This is a genomic window from Algibacter sp. (genome assembly GCF_049667265.1).
Taxonomy (GTDB): domain Bacteria; phylum Bacteroidota; class Bacteroidia; order Flavobacteriales; family Flavobacteriaceae; genus Algibacter_B.
Genome location: NZ_JBATHX010000400.1, coordinates 17781 through 34578 on the forward strand (window position 1 = coordinate 17781; position 16798 = coordinate 34578).

The following is a 16798-nucleotide window of genomic DNA, read 5'->3' on the forward strand; positions in this document are numbered from 1 at the left end:
TATAAAAATAGAGGATATAAGTCGAATTTAATATGAGGTATATCAGTTAGTCTAAATTAAAACGAAGAAGTCTTAATGCATTAAGTACTACAACTAAAGTAGATCCCTCATGAAAAACAACGGCCAAGCCTATATTTGTAAGGCCTAAAATAGTTACAGGTACAAGTAAGCCAACTACACCTAAACTTATCCAGATGTTTTGTTTTATAATCCGTTTTGAAGCCCTACTTAATCCGATTACAAAAGGCAGGTTTTCAATTTTATCAGACATTAAAGCAACGTCGGCAGTTTCTAAAGCCACATCGCTACCAGCAGCACCCATGGCCACGCTTACCGTACTTAATGCCATTGCTGGAGCATCATTTACGCCATCGCCAACCATGGCTATTTTTTTATCTCGTGCTATTAATTTCTTAATTTCAGCAACTTTATCTTCAGGCAATAGGTTTCCTTTTACTCCTGTAAGTCCAATTTGTTGTGCAATAGCATCTCCAACATTTTGATGGTCGCCAGTAAGCATAACCATGTGTTTTATACCAATTTCTTTTAATCGCGTTAGGGTGGCAGCAGCGTTTTTTCTTGGTACATCCATAACACTTATTAAACCAATAATGTCATTTTTATAAGCTACCATCATAACGGTATGTCCGTTTTCTAAAAGTGTTGTCATTTTAGTTGTAACCGAATCATCAATTAAAATGCCAGCATCTTCCATTAATTTGGTGTTTCCAATTAGTACAACTTCATCATTATAAACGGCAGACATTCCTTTTCCTTGGACGGCATTAACCTTTGAAGCTTTATTTTTTGCTTCCAGGTGATATTGTGTTTTTATATCATATACGATGGCCCTAGCAAGTGGATGGTTACTTAAACTTTCGACTTCAAGAATTAACTCGACAAAAGCTATTTCATCAAAATTGTTTAGCGGAATAACGTTCGTGAGTTTAGGTTTCCCTTCTGTAAGTGTTCCGGTTTTATCGAAGGCTATCGTGGTTATTTCTCCTAAATCTTCCAGAGCCTTTCCGCCTTTAATAAGCACCCCTTTTTGAGCGGCTCTTGCAATACCACTTAACACAGCACTAGGTGTTGAAATGGCTAAAGCACAAGGGCTAGCAGCTACTAAAACGGTAATAGCGCGATATAAACTATGGTTGAAATCTTCATTTATAACTAGAAAAGCAAAGCACAATAAAAAAACCAGAAGTATCACGATTGGAACATACCATGTTTCGAATTTTTTTGTTAATCGTTGTGTTGGCGATTTTTGAGTTTCTACTTCACTAACCATTTTTACTAATCTGGAAACGGTAGAATCTTGACTAAGTTTAAGCACCAAAACTTCAATACTATTGTCGCCATTAATGGTTCCTGTGAAAACGATATGTTTTTTATCGATGTTAGTAAACTCCGGTAAATGATCTGTACGCTCAATAAATACTTTGTCTACTGGCATGCTTTCTCCAGTAATTGGGGCTTGATTAATACTGCTGCTACCGCTAATAATAACACCATCGGCTGCAATTTTTGTGTTTGGTTTTACAACAATGATATCATTTATTTTCAGATCCTTTATGGGTATTTCTTCTAGGGTTCCATTTCTTTTTAGGAGTGCTATTTTTGGAGAAAGTGTACTTAAAGCCTCTATGGATTTTTTAGCTTTATTCATTGCAAAATGCTCTAATGCATGCCCTAAACTAAAAAGGAATAGGAGCAAAGCACCTTCTGGCCATTTATCAATATAGAAAGCGCCAGCAGCAGCTGCAATCATTAAAAAATCAATATCAAAACCACCTTGAATGATTTTTTTATAAGCGTCGATGGAAATGAAATAACCTCCAAAAAAGTAGGAAACGATATAACTTGTTAGAAAAAATGTATTTGGTAATACTGTAAGTTTTTGAATTAAAAAACCAATCAGTAGAAAGATGCCACATAAAATAGCAAAATATAGTTCGGTTTTATCTTCAGAGCTATGTGTGTGCTCGTGGATAACTTCCTTTTTTTCAACCATTGCAACCTCCATAAGTTAATTTTTAGCCTTCAATTCTTTATAAATATAAAAAATGATTTTAAGAACCTTTTTTCATATTCACTTTAATTTCAGGGATTTTAATAAGCTCAAGTGTTGTAGATGCTAACAAAACTTTGCCATTTGTTTTTTCAACTGCTTTCCCAATTTCATCATTTAAAACATGTTTTGTGTAGCGTCTTTTTTTATAGTCGACAATATACCTTAAGTTAAACTGCACCCAATTATCAGTCAAAGTTATTGCCAAAGTAGGATCAACAAGTGCATCTTCAATATAATATTTGTTAACAACCTCGTCCCATTTCGATTTTGAATTTATGGTATATTCAGAAAGGGTTTCCGAAGCAATTTTGATAACAATAGATTTTGCTAATTCCATATCCGAACCATATTTAATAGGCAAATTAAACTCATCCCAAATAAAAGGAAAGTCTTGTGAGTAGTTATAAATTGGGCCTTTAAACACGAAAGAATTACTCAGTTTCACAATGCGACCACTATAATTATCGCTGCTTACCCATTGCCCAATTTCCATCATGGTGGTGTAAATACTATCCACATCAATAACATCTCCTTTAATGCCGTTTATTTCAATACGGTCGCCAGGTTTATATACTTTAACAATGAAAATATATAACGACCCAGCAATACTTAAAATAAGTTCTTGAAGCGTAAAAGCAACACCTGCACTAAATAAACCAATAGCAAGTGTAAAATCTTTAATATTACCAGTAAAATATGAAAAGGATAGAATGATTAAAACGATATAACCGATAATTTCTATGCCTTTTTGAGATTTATAACGGACTCCAGTATTTGCAACTTTATTTCTTAAATACCGTCTTAAAAGTTGAATAATCGCAAGCACAAAAGTAACCAACAAAACATATTTAAAAACACTAAATAATGTTGGGTTATCTGTAATCCATTCATTGATAGTATGCATCATGTCGAGTGTTTAAATATCTTCATAAAACCTTAGTTTGTTATGTAATGTTGTTATTTCTTGTTTTAAAGATTCAACTTGTTTTAACAAATTATAAATAGCGTCGACACCTTCAATATTAATATCTAAATCGTAATGTAAACGCATTATTTTTTCAACTTCCTTAATTTGTTTTTTGTGTATGAAAAAGTCATCTTCTTCAGCAATAACTTCTATAAGTTGAAATTCTTGCAACGTGTTTATGAAAGTTACAGGAACGTCATAACGCGAGCAAATTATTTGGATGGGTATTAAATCTTGTGTTTTCATTATGAACGTAATTTTTGCAACTCTTCAATTAATGATTTCTCTTTGTTTGAAAGGTTGGTTGGTGTTTTTAATTGATATGTGACGTACAAATCTCCAAACTCACCTTCTTTTTTATACCTAGGAAACCCTTTGCCTGTTAGTTTTACTTTAGCACCGTTTTGAGTTTCTGGTTTTATATTTAATTTTACTTTACCATTAAAAGTATCAACCATAAGTTCGCCACCTAATAAGGCTTTGTATAAATCTAAATCGACAGTTACATAAAGGTTGTCTTTATCTCTTTTGAATTTTGAATGATTTACAATTGAAAATTGAATAAGTAAATCGCCATTTGGGCCACCATTAACGCCCTTGCCACCATGGCCTTTAATTTTAATAATTTGTCCGTTTTCAATGCCAGCAGGAATCGTAATCCGAATGTTTTTATTGTTAACGGTTAAAGTACGTTTGTGCGTAGTGTAAACATCATTTAGGTCCAGTTGTAATTCGGCATTAAAATCTTGTCCTCTAAATTTTACTTGTCTGCCACGCCCTTGTGAAGCTGCACCACCAAACATGTTTTCGAAAAAATCTGAAAAGTCTTCTTCGGAATAACTACCAGATGCACCTGGACGACTACCTTGGTAGCTTCCTTGATAATGTTGTTGCTGTTTGGCTTTTTCATAAGCTTCAGCATTTTGCCAATGCTCGCCATATTGGTCGTATTTCTTTCGGTTTTCAGCATTGCTTAAAACTTCATTTGCCTCATTAATTTCTTTGAATTTTTTTTCGGCAGCTTTGTCATTCGGATTTAAATCTGGATGGTATTTACGCGCTAATTTCCGATAGGCTTTTTTGATGTCTTTTTCAGAAGCATTTTTAGTAATTTCTAATATTTTATAATAATCTATGAAGGCCATTTATTAAGATTTATGGGTTTTAACATGATGTTTTAAAAACTGCTTTAAACTCTCTAGATAATCTTTCATTATTTCTGCGTTAATACCTGGGCGATTAACAGTTGGCATGGTTACTGGGGTTTCTTCTAAAAACTGGTAAATTTCTGGGTACTTAGTTGCTATTAAGGTTGTTAGCTTAATTATTTCGTTTTCTATATTTTGTAATGGCGCCTGCATGGTTTTAATGATTAATTTTTAAAATTAACCTTTAAATTCCTCAATTAAAATGATGAATATCAGTAATTTTTAATATAATAAATTTTTAAACAATAATTTCACCATCGCCCATTTGGATAATACGGTCCGTTTTATTGGCGAAATCTTCATCATGCGTGACAACTAAAAGCGATAAACCTTTCTCGTCACCTAGCTGTTTAAAAATATTGAATACATTCTCAGCATTATAACTATCTAGATTTCCTGTAGGCTCGTCGCCCATAATAATAGAAGGATTGTTAATTAAGGCTCTTGCAATGGCGATACGTTGTTTTTCGCCACCAGAAACTCTTGAAGCCCGTTTTTTTGCTAAATGTTCAATGTTAAGCATTTTTAGTTTTTCATAAGCATCGTGTTCTATTTCCTGATGCGATTTTTCAGCCAGTTTTTTTGCTGGAAGCATCACATTTTCTAAAACTGTGAATTCAGATAACAAATAATGAAATTGAAATACAAATCCAATATGCTTATTTCTAATATAAGAAAGGTGGTCTCTGGTTTGATTAGATATAAGCTTGTTGTTTAAAAATAGTTCACCTTCATAATCGGTATCCATTGTAGAGAGAATATAGAGCAAGGTTGATTTACCGCAACCAGATTTTCCCATAATGGATGCAAATTCTCCTTTTTTAATTTGAAAATTAATATCCTTTAAAACATGAAATAAAACAGGCTTCCTAAAGTACTTATTAATATGTTTTGCTTCTAATACAATACTCATTTTATTGGCCTCTTATAATTTTTACTGGATCAATTTTTTTTGCTTTTTTTGATGGTAAATACCCTGCTAAAAAGGTTGAAATTATAGCAAAGGAAAAACCGATAATAAAAAACATTGGATTCATATTTATTGGATACGTTTCAACCGTTGGCAAGGCTTCGCTTTGAAAAGGAATGGTATCAATAATACTAACAAATACAAAACCTAAGAGCAAGCCTAAAACGCCACCAACAAAGCCAATAATCATGGCTTGACTCATAAAAATGAGTTGTACATCTTTACCAGAAAATCCTGTAGCTTTTAGTATGGCTATGTCATTCATTTTTTCATAAATAAGCATGTTTAGAATATTGTAAATACCAAAACCTGCTACAATAAGAAGTGTAATAGAAACCGCATAAGTGATAAGGTTTCGAATAGAAGTTCCCGTATCAAACTGTGCGTTTGCTGTTTTAATATCTATGGCTGTTAAATTGAATTCTTGTTCAATTTTTTTTGACATTGGAAAAGCTTGCTCAATATCATATAACTTCACATTTATATCTGTAATGTAATTGTTGGCTTTGCCTAAAATACGTTGCACGGTTTTTATATTGGTAAAACTTTGTATGGCATCCAAATCGGCAATACCGCTTTGATAGAATCCTACTATTTTTAATGGAAAAATGCCACCGTTAATAGGACTAACTTGCACACGATCGCCAACTTTTAAAGACATTTTTTTCGCAATGCCAATTCCCAATAAAATACCATTATCTGTATTTTTTAAGGCTTGGGCAGAACCTTCCACAATGTAATCGCCCATGTTGAACAATCGTGCTTCATCCACAGGATTTATACCCGTTAAATTTCCGCCTAATTCAATAGAACCAGCCATATAAAAAATTTGCGTTTTCACCTGCGGAAGTGCACCACGTACGGCTTCATTTTCTTCTAAATATGAAATAATTGGTAAGGCATTGTGTATTTTCTTTTGTGTTAATTTGGGTTTGATGGAGTGCACAACATGAAAGCTGTTTTTTAAATCATCATATAAAGAAATCGGTTGGTTTTTTGAAGGTTCAATTTCATTATAAATATGAATATGTGGTGTTTGGTTGAGAATTAAATTGTCGAGCATGGCATTTAAACCTGTCATAAAACACACCAAAGTGATGTATGCGCCAATACCGAAAGTAACCCCAAGAGCAGCCGTAGACGTTTGCTTAATTTTGGTAAGCAAATGGGTTTTGGCAATGTTTAATATGACTTTCCAATTGGTCATTATTCTGGGTTGTAAATGTGGGTGTCTTTAGTAATTCCAGATAAAACTTCAATGTATTCCATGTTTTGTAAGCCTGTTGTAATATCTATTAATCCATCATCTGTTTTTACTTTATTATTTTCAACTAAATATCCTTTAGGAATAGTTAATACTTTATCCTTTTTCGCAATAATAATATTGGCCTCTCCAGAAAGTCCTGGATATAGAACTTTTGGAGCATTTTCAAAAATAGCTTCTACCATAAAGGTTTGATTCCGCTCGTCCTTTTTAGGGTATATTTTTGAAACAAGACCTTTAAAAGTTTCTCCGTTATAGGCATCTAAGGTTATAATGACTTCTTGATTTTTAGATATCCGAACAATATCCACTTCATCAACCAACATGTTAATATTAAACCGTTTCGCACTACCAATAGAAGCAAGTGGTTCCATGGTTGTGATGATTTCTCCTGGCTCTTTGTAAAGCGCATAAACTTTTCCATTAATTTTACTTTTTATAGCAAAATCTTTGGTGGTTATTATGGTGTTTTCATAGTTATTTTGAGCTTGTTTAACATAGGTTTGAAGCTCGTTTTTTGTTCTGTTATATTTACTTGTTAAAAGATTCAAACTGTTTGAAGATAATTCGTAATTAAGTTTCTGAGCATCGAATTGTGCTTTCGATCCAATTTTCTGATTCCAAAGATTTTTCTGTCTGAAGTAATTAATAGAATCATTCTTAAATTTTAATCTGGCAGCAGCAATTTCATCTTTAATACCATATAAAATGGCCGCATTTCCGTTGTAGTTTTCTTTAGCTAATTCTAAAGCTAATCTTGCATTTTGTGCATTTAATTTTGGGGTGTTATTTATGATTTGCATTAAAATGGCATCCTTTAAAACCACATCGCCTTCTTCTACCAAATTTTTATCCAATATACCCGCAACAATGGCATAAACTTGGTACAAACTATCTGGTTGAATGGTAACTGATGAATAGACAGACTCCGTTAAACTCCTTTCCGTTGGAAGTATTTTATCTTTGTTTTCAGAACAAGATAATAGGGTGAATATTAGGACTAAATAAGCATATAATTTCATAATTAATAGGCAAGTTTAGCTTGAAGCATTATATATTCGTTTAAATTAATATTATCAATAGCACCAACCAGTTTTTCATTTTCTAAAACAGGAAAGAACGCATGTTTTTCACTATGTGTTAATCTGTAAATGGCATCGAGCTTATCACTACTTTTTACTGCCTTAAAGTCGGTTTTCATAATATCCTTTACCAATATATTTTTATTGGAATTATCAATAATATCTTGATGAAACAAAACACCTTTAACCTTATCGCCTTCCATTACAACAAAATTGTTTTCAGTACTTGCTATCAATTTATTGACCACTAAATCGATAGAATCATCAAGTTTAAATGTGGTTATGTTCAGTAACATAGCATCTTCAATATTATGATCTTTTAGTAATGCCAATTGCTGAACCATTTGGTTTTCGCCATAAGCGCCTAGAAAAATAAAGAGTGCAATAATTATTAGAAACGGATTATATAATAAGCCTATTAAGAGGAATATAACAGCAATAATTTGACCAATACTTGAGGCTATTTGAGTGGCTTTAACACGATTTATCCTCATGGCAAGTAAAGCTCTTAAAACGCGACCGCCATCCATTGGAAAAGCCGGAATGAAATTAAAAACTACTAAACCCACATTAACAATAAACAAATAGAATAGAAAATTTTGAAATGAAAAGCTCATTAAAACCTCGAAAGATTCTGTAAAATTTAAATGCATAAATTCTTGAACAGGTACTATAAAATAGAGGAATAAAGCTAAAATTACATTTACCAATGGGCCTGCAATGGCTACTAAAAATTCTTGTTTTGGCGATTCCGGAATACGTTCTAAGCTTGCCACGCCGCCAATAGGAAGCAGCGTGATTTTTTTTGTTTTTATTCCAAACCGTTTTGCTGTTAGCGCATGGCCCAACTCGTGTAAAACCACACATCCAAAAGCAGCCAAAATTAAGGAGACATTGAACAAAATACTCTCGGTAGTTCCGCCACTTTTTAATTCACTAAAAACAATCCAAGCAATTAAAAAAAAGAAAGTCCAATGTACTTTTATTTTAATACCTGAAATACTGCCTAAATTTAGATTTGCTTTCATTCTATCAATTTAATTATCCATTTTTTGTTTTCATTCTTAACAGCAACTAGGCTGTTTGAAATGAATTTAGATGTAATTTCTGGAGGGGCTTTTAGAAATTTTTTATCCAAAACTATACGAACCCCTTTTGGGTTTAAATAATGCTTTATGGTACCATCACTCGTTAAAATAACTTCGCAATATTTATAGTTAACTATATTTTTTTTTAGCACATCATTTTCGCCAATAACGTCTTTAATTAGTTCCAATGCAATGGTTTCATCATTATCAAAATTTAAAGCGTTTAAAAATTTTGGTTCAATTATGGTTTCACCTGTTTTGTCTATAAATCCAAAGTAGGTAATACCTTCCTTAATTTCTGAAATTAAACATCTGTTGTTTTTAAAAATTGGATATTTATGACCTTCGTTTTCAGTGACAAATAAATCATCTCTAAAAGCTATAAAAATGTCGCCTTTATCATTTATAAATCCCCATGAATTACCTTTTTGAACAGCTGATACACCGTCATTTAAAGGGGATACAAAGTCAAATTCCTCTGTAGTTTGTGATAAAACAAAAACAGGAATTAATAATAGGATAATTAATATTTTTTTCATGATTATACATTTTAATTAACATCTTAAAAATAGGATGTTAAAAGCAAGTATAAAATGATATTCATCATGCAGATGCCGCTAGTAGAAACGAAAAGCTATAAGGTATTTAAAGCAATTTCTATCATGGGGCTAAAGCTGGTCTCTCGCTCGTCAGCAGTTGTTCTTTTTTTAGTCACTAACGAATCTGAAACCGTTAAAATAGATAATGCTCTCACATTAAATTTTGCTGCAATGGTGTACAAGCCTGCAGTTTCCATTTCAACACACAATACGCCATATTCCGCCCATTTTTTATAGGATTCATACTCGTCTTCATAAAATTCATCAGCAGATAATACATTTCCAGCTTTTATGGGAATGTTATTTTCTTTAGCATATAAAGCAGCTTTCATAAATAACTCAAAGTTTGCCGTTGGTGAATAATCTTTATTAATAAAGCGTGAATTATTAATGCCTGATGTTGAAGAAGCAGCCATAGCGATAACAATATCACGTAATTTAATATCTTTTTGATAAGAGCCTGTAGAGCCAACACGAATAAGGTTTTTAACGCCATAATCGTTTATCAATTCATGGCAATAAATAAGTGCCGATGGAATGCCCATTCCGGTGCCTTGAACTGACACGCGTTTACCTTTATAAAAACCAGTAAACCCCAACATGCCACGCACATTGTTGTAACATTTAGCATCTTGTAAAAAAGTTTCTGCAATCCATTTTGCCCTCATCGGGTCTCCAGGAAGTAAAACGGTTTCTGCAATGTCTCCCTTTTTTGCTTCAATGTGAATACTCATATATGTGATTTTATAATATTTATAATGTCATTTTTTTGTAACACGCCAGACTGTCGCCAAACTTGTTTTCCGTTTTTAAAGAGCATCATGGTTGGCACACCACGAACTTGGTATTTTGCGGCTAATGGCTGGTTTTTGTCAACGTCAATTTTTATTATTTTTATGTCATCTTCTAACTCTTTTTTTACGTCTTTTAAAATTGGAGCAAGCATTTTACATGGGCCACACCAATCAGCAAAAAAATCTATTAATACAAGCGTTTCAGATTGTAGTATGGTGTTAAAACTATTTTTCATTGTTAATGTTTTTTATAACGTTTTCAAGCTTAGTACTTACCTCATTAGCTATTCCTTCAAGTTGTTTGTTTTTTACAGCCTTCATAGAAACTAGAGGGTTTATGGCAGATACTTCAATTTTATTTGGCGCTATTTCTTGTACTATAATATTGCATGGTAACATCGTGCCAATTTTATTTTCCGCCTGTAAAGCTTTGTATGCGAAAGGAGGATTGCAAGCACCTAAAATTTTATACTTTTTAAAATCAACATTAAGCTTATTTTTTAGAGTTTGTTGCATATCAATTTGAGTGAGTACACCAAAGTTTTCATCTTTTAATAATGAGGTAACTTTGGCCTCAATTTCTTCAAAATTTCCATTTGTTGTGGTGGTGAAATAATAATTCATTTTTATATTTTTTTTAAATCCATATCCAGTTGGGCGAGCATAATTAATTCGGATTTATTAACTCCTGAAAAAGAAGCCGCAATGGCACCCGCCGTTTTCATAATTAATTTTTTTATAGGTTCAGTAAACAAATGTGGTTGCTCATTTTTATAGCCTATAAAGGCATCATAACACGCTTTAGGATTTAAGTTTTCTTCTTTATTTAGCCAATCAAAAACAAATTCTATTTGGTATGCTGCATCGGTATGATAAGCATCTTCAATTGGGTCAACAGAAAGCCATTGTTTTTTTACTAGCACCTTTAGTTTATCAAATTCTATATCGCGCACATCCTTATCTGCCGCAGCAATGGCGTAAAATAACTTGCCAAGGTTTTGGTAAAACTTGAGTGTCATTTTTTTAGCTTTCATGTCTCCAAAATTTATGTTTAAAGTTACGTACTAAATAGCCTACTTAATATGATATAAATCAGTCTTTGTTTAGGGTAATATTTCGTATTTTAGTTCATATTTAATACCATAATTTATCATGTTTGGACAAGATCAAGAGATATTTAATATTCTACTGGAAACTGTTTCAGAAGCCGTGATTATTGTTGATAATCATCAAAAAATTATGGAGGTTAATGAGTCGGCTGAACAAATTTTTGGATATGATAAAAAGGAACTTATTGATAAAGATTTAAATGTACTTATTCCATTAAATTTCCATAAAAACCATGCATCCTATTTTGAAACTTTTATTAAAAAAGGCAAGCGCAGAAGAATGGGAGAAGCAAAAGATATTTTTGGATTACAAAAGGATGGAAATGTTTTTGCTATTGAAGTTGAATTGAACCCGTTTTCAATTTATAACAAAACCTATGTTATGGCTTTGGTTAGGGATGTTTCGGAAAAAAAAGAGACTGAAAGGACCCTAATGCTGCGTACTCAAGCATTACAATCTTCAAAAAACGGCGTTATTATTACAGATGCTTTAAAAAAGGATAATCCTGTTATTTATTTTAATTCAGCATTTCAACATCTTACGGGCTATTCTGAGGCGGAAATATTAAACCATAACTGCCGATTTTTACAAGGTAAGGACAAGCATCAAAAACCGCTTAAAAAACTTAGAGAAGCCATTAAAAATGGAGAAAGTTGTCAAGCCACCATGCGGAATTATAAAAAGGATGGTACTATGTTTTGGAATGATTTATACATTTTTCCAATTACAAATAGTGCTGGTAAAGTGACAAATTTTATTGGCATTCAAAATGATGTGACTTTGAGAAAAATTTCCGAAGAGGAGCGGAATCATTTGGCAACTATTTTTAATGAATCGTTAAATGAAATTTATGTTTTTGACGTAAAAACACTAAAATTTATAAATGTAAACCATGGTGCACAAAAGAATATAGGCTACACCTTGGAAGCATTAAAGGGTATGACACCTTTAGATATAAAACCCGATAAAAACAGAGCTGAATTCAGGAAAATCATTGATGTTTTATTAAAAAGTAATGTTGAGAAGGTTGAGTTTGAAACCGTTCATCAGCGTAAAGATGGATCGACATATCCTGTTGAAGTACATTTGCAATTATCAAATTTAGGAGAAAAAAAGGTGTTTGTTGCCATTATTTTGGACATTACCGAAAGGAAAAATTATACCACACAACTAGAAAATAAAGTAGAAGAAAGAACGCAGCAACTTAAAAAAGCTTTGGGTAAAGAAAAGGAGCTTAATGAGTTGAAAACTAAATTTTTATCGTTGGTGTCGCACGAGTTTAAAACACCTTTAAGTGGCATTTTAACGTCTAGCCAATTATTGAGTAAATATCAATTAACTGAGCATCAGGAAAAGCGCGATAAACATATAAAAACAATCTCGGATAAGGTTCATTTTTTAAATAACATTCTTAACGACTTCTTTTCCATTGAGAATCTAGAAACGGGTAAAGTAAATTATAAGTTTACTCATTTTAAACTAAGCAAAGTAGTTAATGAGGTGGTTTATAATGCAAATATGCTTTTAAAAGAAGGGCAGCAAATAAACTATCCAGAAAATATTGATGATTTATCGCTCTATCAAGATGAAAAAACCATTCAAATAATATTTTCAAATTTATTGTATAATGCTATTAAATATTCCCCAGAGAGAACGGTAATCGATTTACAAATTAAACAAGACAACACCAATACGACCGTTAAAATTAAAGATAGAGGTATAGGCATTCCTGAAAAGGACCAAAAAAGTATTTTTGAGCGCTATTTTAGAGCAGAAAATGTTATTAATACACAAGGCACAGGAATTGGTTTAAATATTGCTAAAAACCATCTTGAAAACTTGGGAGGAAGTATTTGGTTTGAAAGTGAAGAACATGTAGGGACCACATTTGAAATAACAATTCCTAATACAGCGAAATCATGAAGGTAGTTTTACTCATAGAGGACGATATTGTTTTAAGAGATAATACGGCTGAACTTTTAGAACTTTCAGGCTATAAAGTTATAAAAGCTTCAAATGGGAAAACTGGTGTGGCGATGGCCAAAAAGCAACACCCAGATATTATTGTTTGTGATATTATGATGCCCGAACTTGATGGTTATGGCGCGTTAAAAATGCTTTCAAAAAGTAAATTAACCAAATATATTCCGTTTATATTTTTATCTGCAAAAACGGAGCGTACGGATGTTAGAAAAGGTATGAATTTGGGGGCTGATGATTATATTACCAAACCCTTTACAGAAGATGAACTTGTAAGTGCCATAGAAAGTCGCTTAGCCAAAATGTCTATTTTAAATGAATTAAATAGAAAACAAACCCCAGAAAACATAGCTTCTGACTTTGACGAAATTAAAACAATTAATGAGTTAAAAAACTTTTTTGACGATTACGGAAAAGTATTTACATTTAAAAATGAAGAGGTTATTTATCACGAAGGCGACCATTCCAATTACATTTATTTAATTAGTGAAGGTGCCGTAAAAAGTTATAGAATAGATGAGCAAGGCAAGGAATTAACAACGGCATTATTTAAAGAAGACGATTTATTTGGCTATGCTTCGTTTACGCAAAATAAGCCCCATCAAGAAACCGCAACAGCCATTGCTGACACCAAACTATTAGGTGTTTCCGTTATAGATTTTAATAATATTCTGAATAAAAATCATAAGGTTGTTTTAGAACTTATTGAGCTTTTAACTGACGATTTATCTGAAGTTAAAAAACAACTTTTAAAAATGGCTTATGGTTCGGTAACCCAAAAAACAGCGGACACTATTTTAAAATTTGCCGAGAAAATGAATCGTAGGCCGGAAGATTCTATTAAAATTTCCAGAAACGACTTGGCAAGCGTTGCAGGTATTGCCACAGAAACTTTAATTAGGGCATTAACGGAGTTTAAAAAACAAGGTATTATAACTGCTGAAGGCAGAAACATTAAAGTTCTAGATATTGAAAGACTAAAAAGTATGCATTAGAAATGCACCTTAAAAATCATATTTTAAAAATGATTTATATCATTTCATTTTAGTTATCAACAAATTACTTTAGTACAAGTAAAATGCTTTAAGATGAAAAATATATTACTTCCTACCGATTTCTCGGAAAACTCATGGAATGCTATCAATTATGCGGTTCAATTTTTTGAAAAAGAAGCATGTAACTTTTATTTACTTCATGTAAATATGGTGATTAATGATGTTATGACCGATGCAAATTACATTGCTACTGAGACTGTAATTGAAGACATTTATACCAAACCAGCAAAACAACAACTTAGGAAGTTGTTAAAACGTATTGGTGCAGAATTTTCCATAAAAGAAAACCACAGATTTTACACGCTTACTGATTATGATTTTTTTATAGAATCCGTTAGAAAGCATGTTCGCGATAAAAGAATAGATTGCATTGTAATGGGAACTAAAGGTGCTTCTGGGTTAAAAAAAATTATTATTGGTAGCAATACTGGCGATGTGATTACTAAAGTAAAATGTACCACTTTAGCTGTACCTGAAAACGCAAAATTTACTGCGCTAAAAGAAGTCGGTTTTCCAACTGATTTTGCATTAACCTATGGTATAGAAACTTTGAAACCCATTGCAGATATTTTAGATGTCTATAAGTCAACATTGCGTATGGTGCATATTAGTAAAACCAAAGAAAATTTAAATACAGAACAAAAAATGCATAAAGAATTGTTGGAAGATTATTTTAGTCAGCACCAATACAGTTTTCATTACTTAACAAATAAAAAGGTAGAGGATGCTATTCAATGTTTTGTAGAAAGCCGGAATATTAATTTGATGTGCATGGTGGCAAAAAACCTTAATTATTTTCAGCAAATATTATTTCATTCAAAGGTTGAGGAAATAAGCTATCACATAGAAATACCATTTTTAGTGTTACACGAAAAAAACTAATCATCATGGAAAATTCAATTTTTTTAGCAAAGTTTTGGGGTTGGTATCTTATTATATTCTTCTGCATATTAACTTTTAATCCAAAACGTATCAAGCAGATTTTTAATGATTTAAGCGATGAGAAGTTTTTAATTATATCGTCGTTTGTTGCCATAATTGTGGGTTTGCTCAATATTTTATTTCATAATATTTGGGAGCCAAATTGGAGAATTCTTATTACATTAATTGGATGGGCTTCGCTTTTTTTAGGCTTATCTCTTTTTATATTACCTAAACGTACGGTTAACATTTTAAAGTTTATAAATATAAAGTTGGTGCAAGTATTATATATGCTGTTATTACTTACAGGTTTATTTTTACTTAATAATGTTTATGGAATAATTCCTCTTTAATTTTCAAAACTGATGGATATCATTTTTTAATTGAAAATGGTAACTTAAATTAGGATCATAATAAAAAAGTTCTTTAACATAGAAATAATAACATAGGTATTGCCGTTGCAAAATAGTAGTACCAAAACAAAATGTTTGAAGCTATTATTTGGCAGGAAAACCTCGATATGAATTTGAAAGTAAATCATACCTTGCAGGAACCCGAAAGCTCGATGATGACATTAAATATTTTGGAAAAACGGGGAGTTTCGACTCCCTGTTTTTTAAATAACATAGGTATTGTTGTTGTAAAATAGCAATTCCGAAACAAAGTGTTAAAGTTGTTTTTTGGCAGGAAAACCTGAATGTTGCCTTTGGAAACAAAGGATTTGTTGCAGAAAACCGAAAGCTAGATAATGACATTAGGTACTTTGGTGAAACAGGAAGTTTAGGCTTCCTGTTTCTAAAATACACAGCGTTTATGCATTGTAAAATGATAAATACTGTTTTAGATGTATTTGGAATTATTGATAAACTGAAGATTTAATATAGCTTTCATAAGAGTATTAATGATTAGGAAAGGTTAATTAATAAAGTCAAATATGTCGAAAAGGAAACAGGAAGTATCATGCTTCCTGTTTCTTATATAAAGTGTGGCTATTAATCAATTTTTATAATTTATTTGATGTGAAGAAAAGAGAGGTTTTTTTTAAAAACCTCTCTTTTCTTATTTTCTTTTCTTCTGAAATTTTCCAAACACAAGTTTTTTTATCTGATATATATCATTGTTTTTAAGTGGTTTAGTATTTAAATTTATAGATAATACTTAAAGCCATGAGAAAAATATTAATTCCTACCGACTTTTCTGAAAACGCTATGAATGCGCTAAAATTTGCAACGGACTTATTCAAGTACGATGTTAGCGAATTTTATATTATGCATGCTTATCAAGATGATATTTATTCAAATGAAGTTCTTTTAAATAATGAAACTTTAGAAGATGTTACGGCTATTATTAGTAAAAAATCTGTTGAGGAATTGCAGCAAATTCATAATGATATTATAAAAAGTTCTCCAAATCCAAGACATACGTTTCATACAATTTCTTCAAATAATGTGCTTTTAGATGAAGCCGATAAAATTGTAGATAAAGAAAATATTGATGTAATAATTATGGGAACTAAAGGTAAAACTAACAGTAAAAAAATAACCTTTGGTAGCCATACGCTTCAAGTATTAAAGTATGTGCAATGTCCTGTAATGGCTATTCCCGTAAACTACAAATATAAACAGCCAAAACACATCCTGTTTCCAACAAATTACATGATTCCTTATAAAAGACGTGAGCTTAAAT

19 protein-coding genes are annotated in these 16798 nt (G+C 31.8%); 5 read left to right on the forward strand and 14 right to left on the reverse strand.

Annotation, left to right across the window (positions count from 1 at the left end; translation table 11 throughout):
- Nucleotides 1-46: 46 nt before the first annotated feature.
- The 14 genes from WBN21_RS14005 to WBN21_RS14070 form a co-directional block, all read right to left on the reverse strand.
- On the reverse strand, nucleotides 47-2026 hold the full coding sequence (locus WBN21_RS14005; protein ID WP_424201324.1) for a heavy metal translocating P-type ATPase: 1980 nt from the start codon (nucleotides 2024-2026) through the stop codon (nucleotides 47-49).
- 46 nt (nucleotides 2027-2072) lie between these two features.
- Nucleotides 2073-2978 (reverse strand): mechanosensitive ion channel family protein, encoded by a 906-nt coding sequence (locus WBN21_RS14010; RefSeq protein ID WP_424201362.1) that lies wholly within the window; start codon nucleotides 2976-2978, stop codon nucleotides 2073-2075.
- Nucleotides 2979-2990: 12 nt separating this feature from the next.
- Nucleotides 2991-3287 carry a chaperone modulator CbpM gene (locus WBN21_RS14015; RefSeq protein ID WP_424201326.1) on the reverse strand — a complete coding sequence of 99 codons (297 nt, stop codon included), beginning with the start codon at nucleotides 3285-3287 and terminating at the stop codon, nucleotides 2991-2993.
- Nucleotides 3287-4186, reverse strand: coding sequence for a DnaJ C-terminal domain-containing protein (locus WBN21_RS14020; RefSeq protein ID WP_424201328.1), 900 nt, complete (start codon nucleotides 4184-4186; stop codon nucleotides 3287-3289). The genes WBN21_RS14015 and WBN21_RS14020 overlap by 1 nt, the downstream gene beginning before the upstream one ends.
- A gap of 3 nt (nucleotides 4187-4189) precedes the next feature.
- Entirely contained in the window at nucleotides 4190-4402 is a 213-nt protein-coding gene (locus tag WBN21_RS14025; protein WP_424201330.1) for a hypothetical protein, read from the reverse strand.
- Between the two features lie 85 nt (nucleotides 4403-4487).
- On the reverse strand, nucleotides 4488-5162 hold the full coding sequence (locus tag WBN21_RS14030; protein WP_424201332.1) for an ABC transporter ATP-binding protein: 675 nt from the start codon (nucleotides 5160-5162) through the stop codon (nucleotides 4488-4490).
- 1 nt (nucleotide 5163) lies between these two features.
- Nucleotides 5164-6426, reverse strand: coding sequence for an ABC transporter permease (locus WBN21_RS14035; RefSeq protein WP_424201334.1), 1263 nt, complete (start codon nucleotides 6424-6426; stop codon nucleotides 5164-5166).
- Nucleotides 6426-7505: an efflux RND transporter periplasmic adaptor subunit gene (locus tag WBN21_RS14040; protein ID WP_424201336.1), complete on the reverse strand. Its 1080-nt coding sequence runs from the start codon at nucleotides 7503-7505 to the stop codon at nucleotides 6426-6428. The genes WBN21_RS14035 and WBN21_RS14040 overlap by 1 nt, the downstream gene beginning before the upstream one ends.
- A 2-nt stretch (nucleotides 7506-7507) precedes the next feature.
- Nucleotides 7508-8593, reverse strand: a complete 1086-nt coding sequence (locus WBN21_RS14045; RefSeq protein ID WP_424201338.1) for a M50 family metallopeptidase — start codon at nucleotides 8591-8593, stop codon at nucleotides 7508-7510.
- Nucleotides 8590-9192, reverse strand: a complete 603-nt coding sequence (locus WBN21_RS14050; RefSeq protein WP_424201340.1) for a WG repeat-containing protein — start codon at nucleotides 9190-9192, stop codon at nucleotides 8590-8592. The genes WBN21_RS14045 and WBN21_RS14050 overlap by 4 nt, the downstream gene beginning before the upstream one ends.
- A 95-nt stretch (nucleotides 9193-9287) precedes the next feature.
- Nucleotides 9288-9986 (reverse strand): purine-nucleoside phosphorylase, encoded by a 699-nt coding sequence (gene deoD / locus WBN21_RS14055; RefSeq protein ID WP_424201342.1) that lies wholly within the window; start codon nucleotides 9984-9986, stop codon nucleotides 9288-9290.
- Nucleotides 9983-10282, reverse strand: coding sequence for a thioredoxin (gene trxA / locus WBN21_RS14060; protein ID WP_424201344.1), 300 nt, complete (start codon nucleotides 10280-10282; stop codon nucleotides 9983-9985). The genes deoD and trxA overlap by 4 nt, the downstream gene beginning before the upstream one ends.
- The gene (locus WBN21_RS14065) at nucleotides 10272-10670 is read right to left on the reverse strand and encodes a DUF302 domain-containing protein (protein WP_424201346.1); all 399 of its coding nucleotides are present in this window, start codon (nucleotides 10668-10670) and stop codon (nucleotides 10272-10274) included. The genes trxA and WBN21_RS14065 overlap by 11 nt, the downstream gene beginning before the upstream one ends.
- Nucleotides 10671-10672: 2 nt before the next feature.
- A complete protein-coding gene (locus WBN21_RS14070; protein WP_424201348.1) occupies nucleotides 10673-11080 on the reverse strand; it encodes a hypothetical protein in 408 nt (135 codons plus the stop codon).
- Between the two features lie 118 nt (nucleotides 11081-11198).
- On the opposite strand from WBN21_RS14070, the gene WBN21_RS14075 reads away from it, so the two are divergent.
- The 5 genes from WBN21_RS14075 to WBN21_RS14095 form a co-directional block, all read left to right on the forward strand.
- Nucleotides 11199-13079 carry a PAS domain S-box protein gene (locus WBN21_RS14075; RefSeq protein ID WP_424201350.1) on the forward strand — a complete coding sequence of 627 codons (1881 nt, stop codon included), beginning with the start codon at nucleotides 11199-11201 and terminating at the stop codon, nucleotides 13077-13079.
- On the forward strand, nucleotides 13076-14131 hold the full coding sequence (locus WBN21_RS14080) for a response regulator (protein WP_424201352.1): 1056 nt from the start codon (nucleotides 13076-13078) through the stop codon (nucleotides 14129-14131). The genes WBN21_RS14075 and WBN21_RS14080 overlap by 4 nt, the downstream gene beginning before the upstream one ends.
- A 93-nt stretch (nucleotides 14132-14224) precedes the next feature.
- Nucleotides 14225-15073: a universal stress protein gene (locus WBN21_RS14085; protein WP_424201354.1), complete on the forward strand. Its 849-nt coding sequence runs from the start codon at nucleotides 14225-14227 to the stop codon at nucleotides 15071-15073.
- A gap of 5 nt (nucleotides 15074-15078) precedes the next feature.
- The gene (locus WBN21_RS14090; protein WP_424201356.1) at nucleotides 15079-15465 is read left to right on the forward strand and encodes a hypothetical protein; all 387 of its coding nucleotides are present in this window, start codon (nucleotides 15079-15081) and stop codon (nucleotides 15463-15465) included.
- Between the two features lie 813 nt (nucleotides 15466-16278).
- Nucleotides 16279-16798, forward strand: a 520-nt coding sequence (locus WBN21_RS14095; protein ID WP_424201358.1) for a universal stress protein, incomplete at its 3' end; no start/stop codon positions are given.

What these genes read in the sequence shown, in the direction of transcription:
- WBN21_RS14005 (WP_424201324.1), bottom strand. Translation starts at nt 2,026, where the DNA reads ATGGAGGTTGCAATGGTTGAAAAAAAGGAAGTTATCCACGAGCACACA.
- WBN21_RS14010 (WP_424201362.1), bottom strand. Translation starts at nt 2,978, where the DNA reads ATGCATACTATCAATGAATGGATTACAGATAACCCAACATTATTTAGT.
- WBN21_RS14015 (WP_424201326.1), bottom strand. Translation starts at nt 3,287, where the DNA reads ATGAAAACACAAGATTTAATACCCATCCAAATAATTTGCTCGCGTTAT.
- WBN21_RS14020 (WP_424201328.1), bottom strand. Translation starts at nt 4,186, where the DNA reads ATGGCCTTCATAGATTATTATAAAATATTAGAAATTACTAAAAATGCT.
- WBN21_RS14025 (WP_424201330.1), bottom strand. Translation starts at nt 4,402, where the DNA reads ATGCAGGCGCCATTACAAAATATAGAAAACGAAATAATTAAGCTAACA.
- WBN21_RS14030 (WP_424201332.1), bottom strand. Translation starts at nt 5,162, where the DNA reads ATGAGTATTGTATTAGAAGCAAAACATATTAATAAGTACTTTAGGAAG.
- WBN21_RS14035 (WP_424201334.1), bottom strand. Translation starts at nt 6,426, where the DNA reads ATGACCAATTGGAAAGTCATATTAAACATTGCCAAAACCCATTTGCTT.
- WBN21_RS14040 (WP_424201336.1), bottom strand. Translation starts at nt 7,505, where the DNA reads ATGAAATTATATGCTTATTTAGTCCTAATATTCACCCTATTATCTTGT.
- WBN21_RS14045 (WP_424201338.1), bottom strand. Translation starts at nt 8,593, where the DNA reads ATGAAAGCAAATCTAAATTTAGGCAGTATTTCAGGTATTAAAATAAAA.
- WBN21_RS14050 (WP_424201340.1), bottom strand. Translation starts at nt 9,192, where the DNA reads ATGAAAAAAATATTAATTATCCTATTATTAATTCCTGTTTTTGTTTTA.
- deoD (WP_424201342.1), bottom strand. Translation starts at nt 9,986, where the DNA reads ATGAGTATTCACATTGAAGCAAAAAAGGGAGACATTGCAGAAACCGTT.
- trxA (WP_424201344.1), bottom strand. Translation starts at nt 10,282, where the DNA reads ATGAAAAATAGTTTTAACACCATACTACAATCTGAAACGCTTGTATTA.
- WBN21_RS14065 (WP_424201346.1), bottom strand. Translation starts at nt 10,670, where the DNA reads ATGAATTATTATTTCACCACCACAACAAATGGAAATTTTGAAGAAATT.
- WBN21_RS14070 (WP_424201348.1), bottom strand. Translation starts at nt 11,080, where the DNA reads ATGAAAGCTAAAAAAATGACACTCAAGTTTTACCAAAACCTTGGCAAG.
- WBN21_RS14075 (WP_424201350.1), top strand. Translation starts at nt 11,199, where the DNA reads ATGTTTGGACAAGATCAAGAGATATTTAATATTCTACTGGAAACTGTT.
- WBN21_RS14080 (WP_424201352.1), top strand. Translation starts at nt 13,076, where the DNA reads ATGAAGGTAGTTTTACTCATAGAGGACGATATTGTTTTAAGAGATAAT.
- WBN21_RS14085 (WP_424201354.1), top strand. Translation starts at nt 14,225, where the DNA reads ATGAAAAATATATTACTTCCTACCGATTTCTCGGAAAACTCATGGAAT.
- WBN21_RS14090 (WP_424201356.1), top strand. Translation starts at nt 15,079, where the DNA reads ATGGAAAATTCAATTTTTTTAGCAAAGTTTTGGGGTTGGTATCTTATT.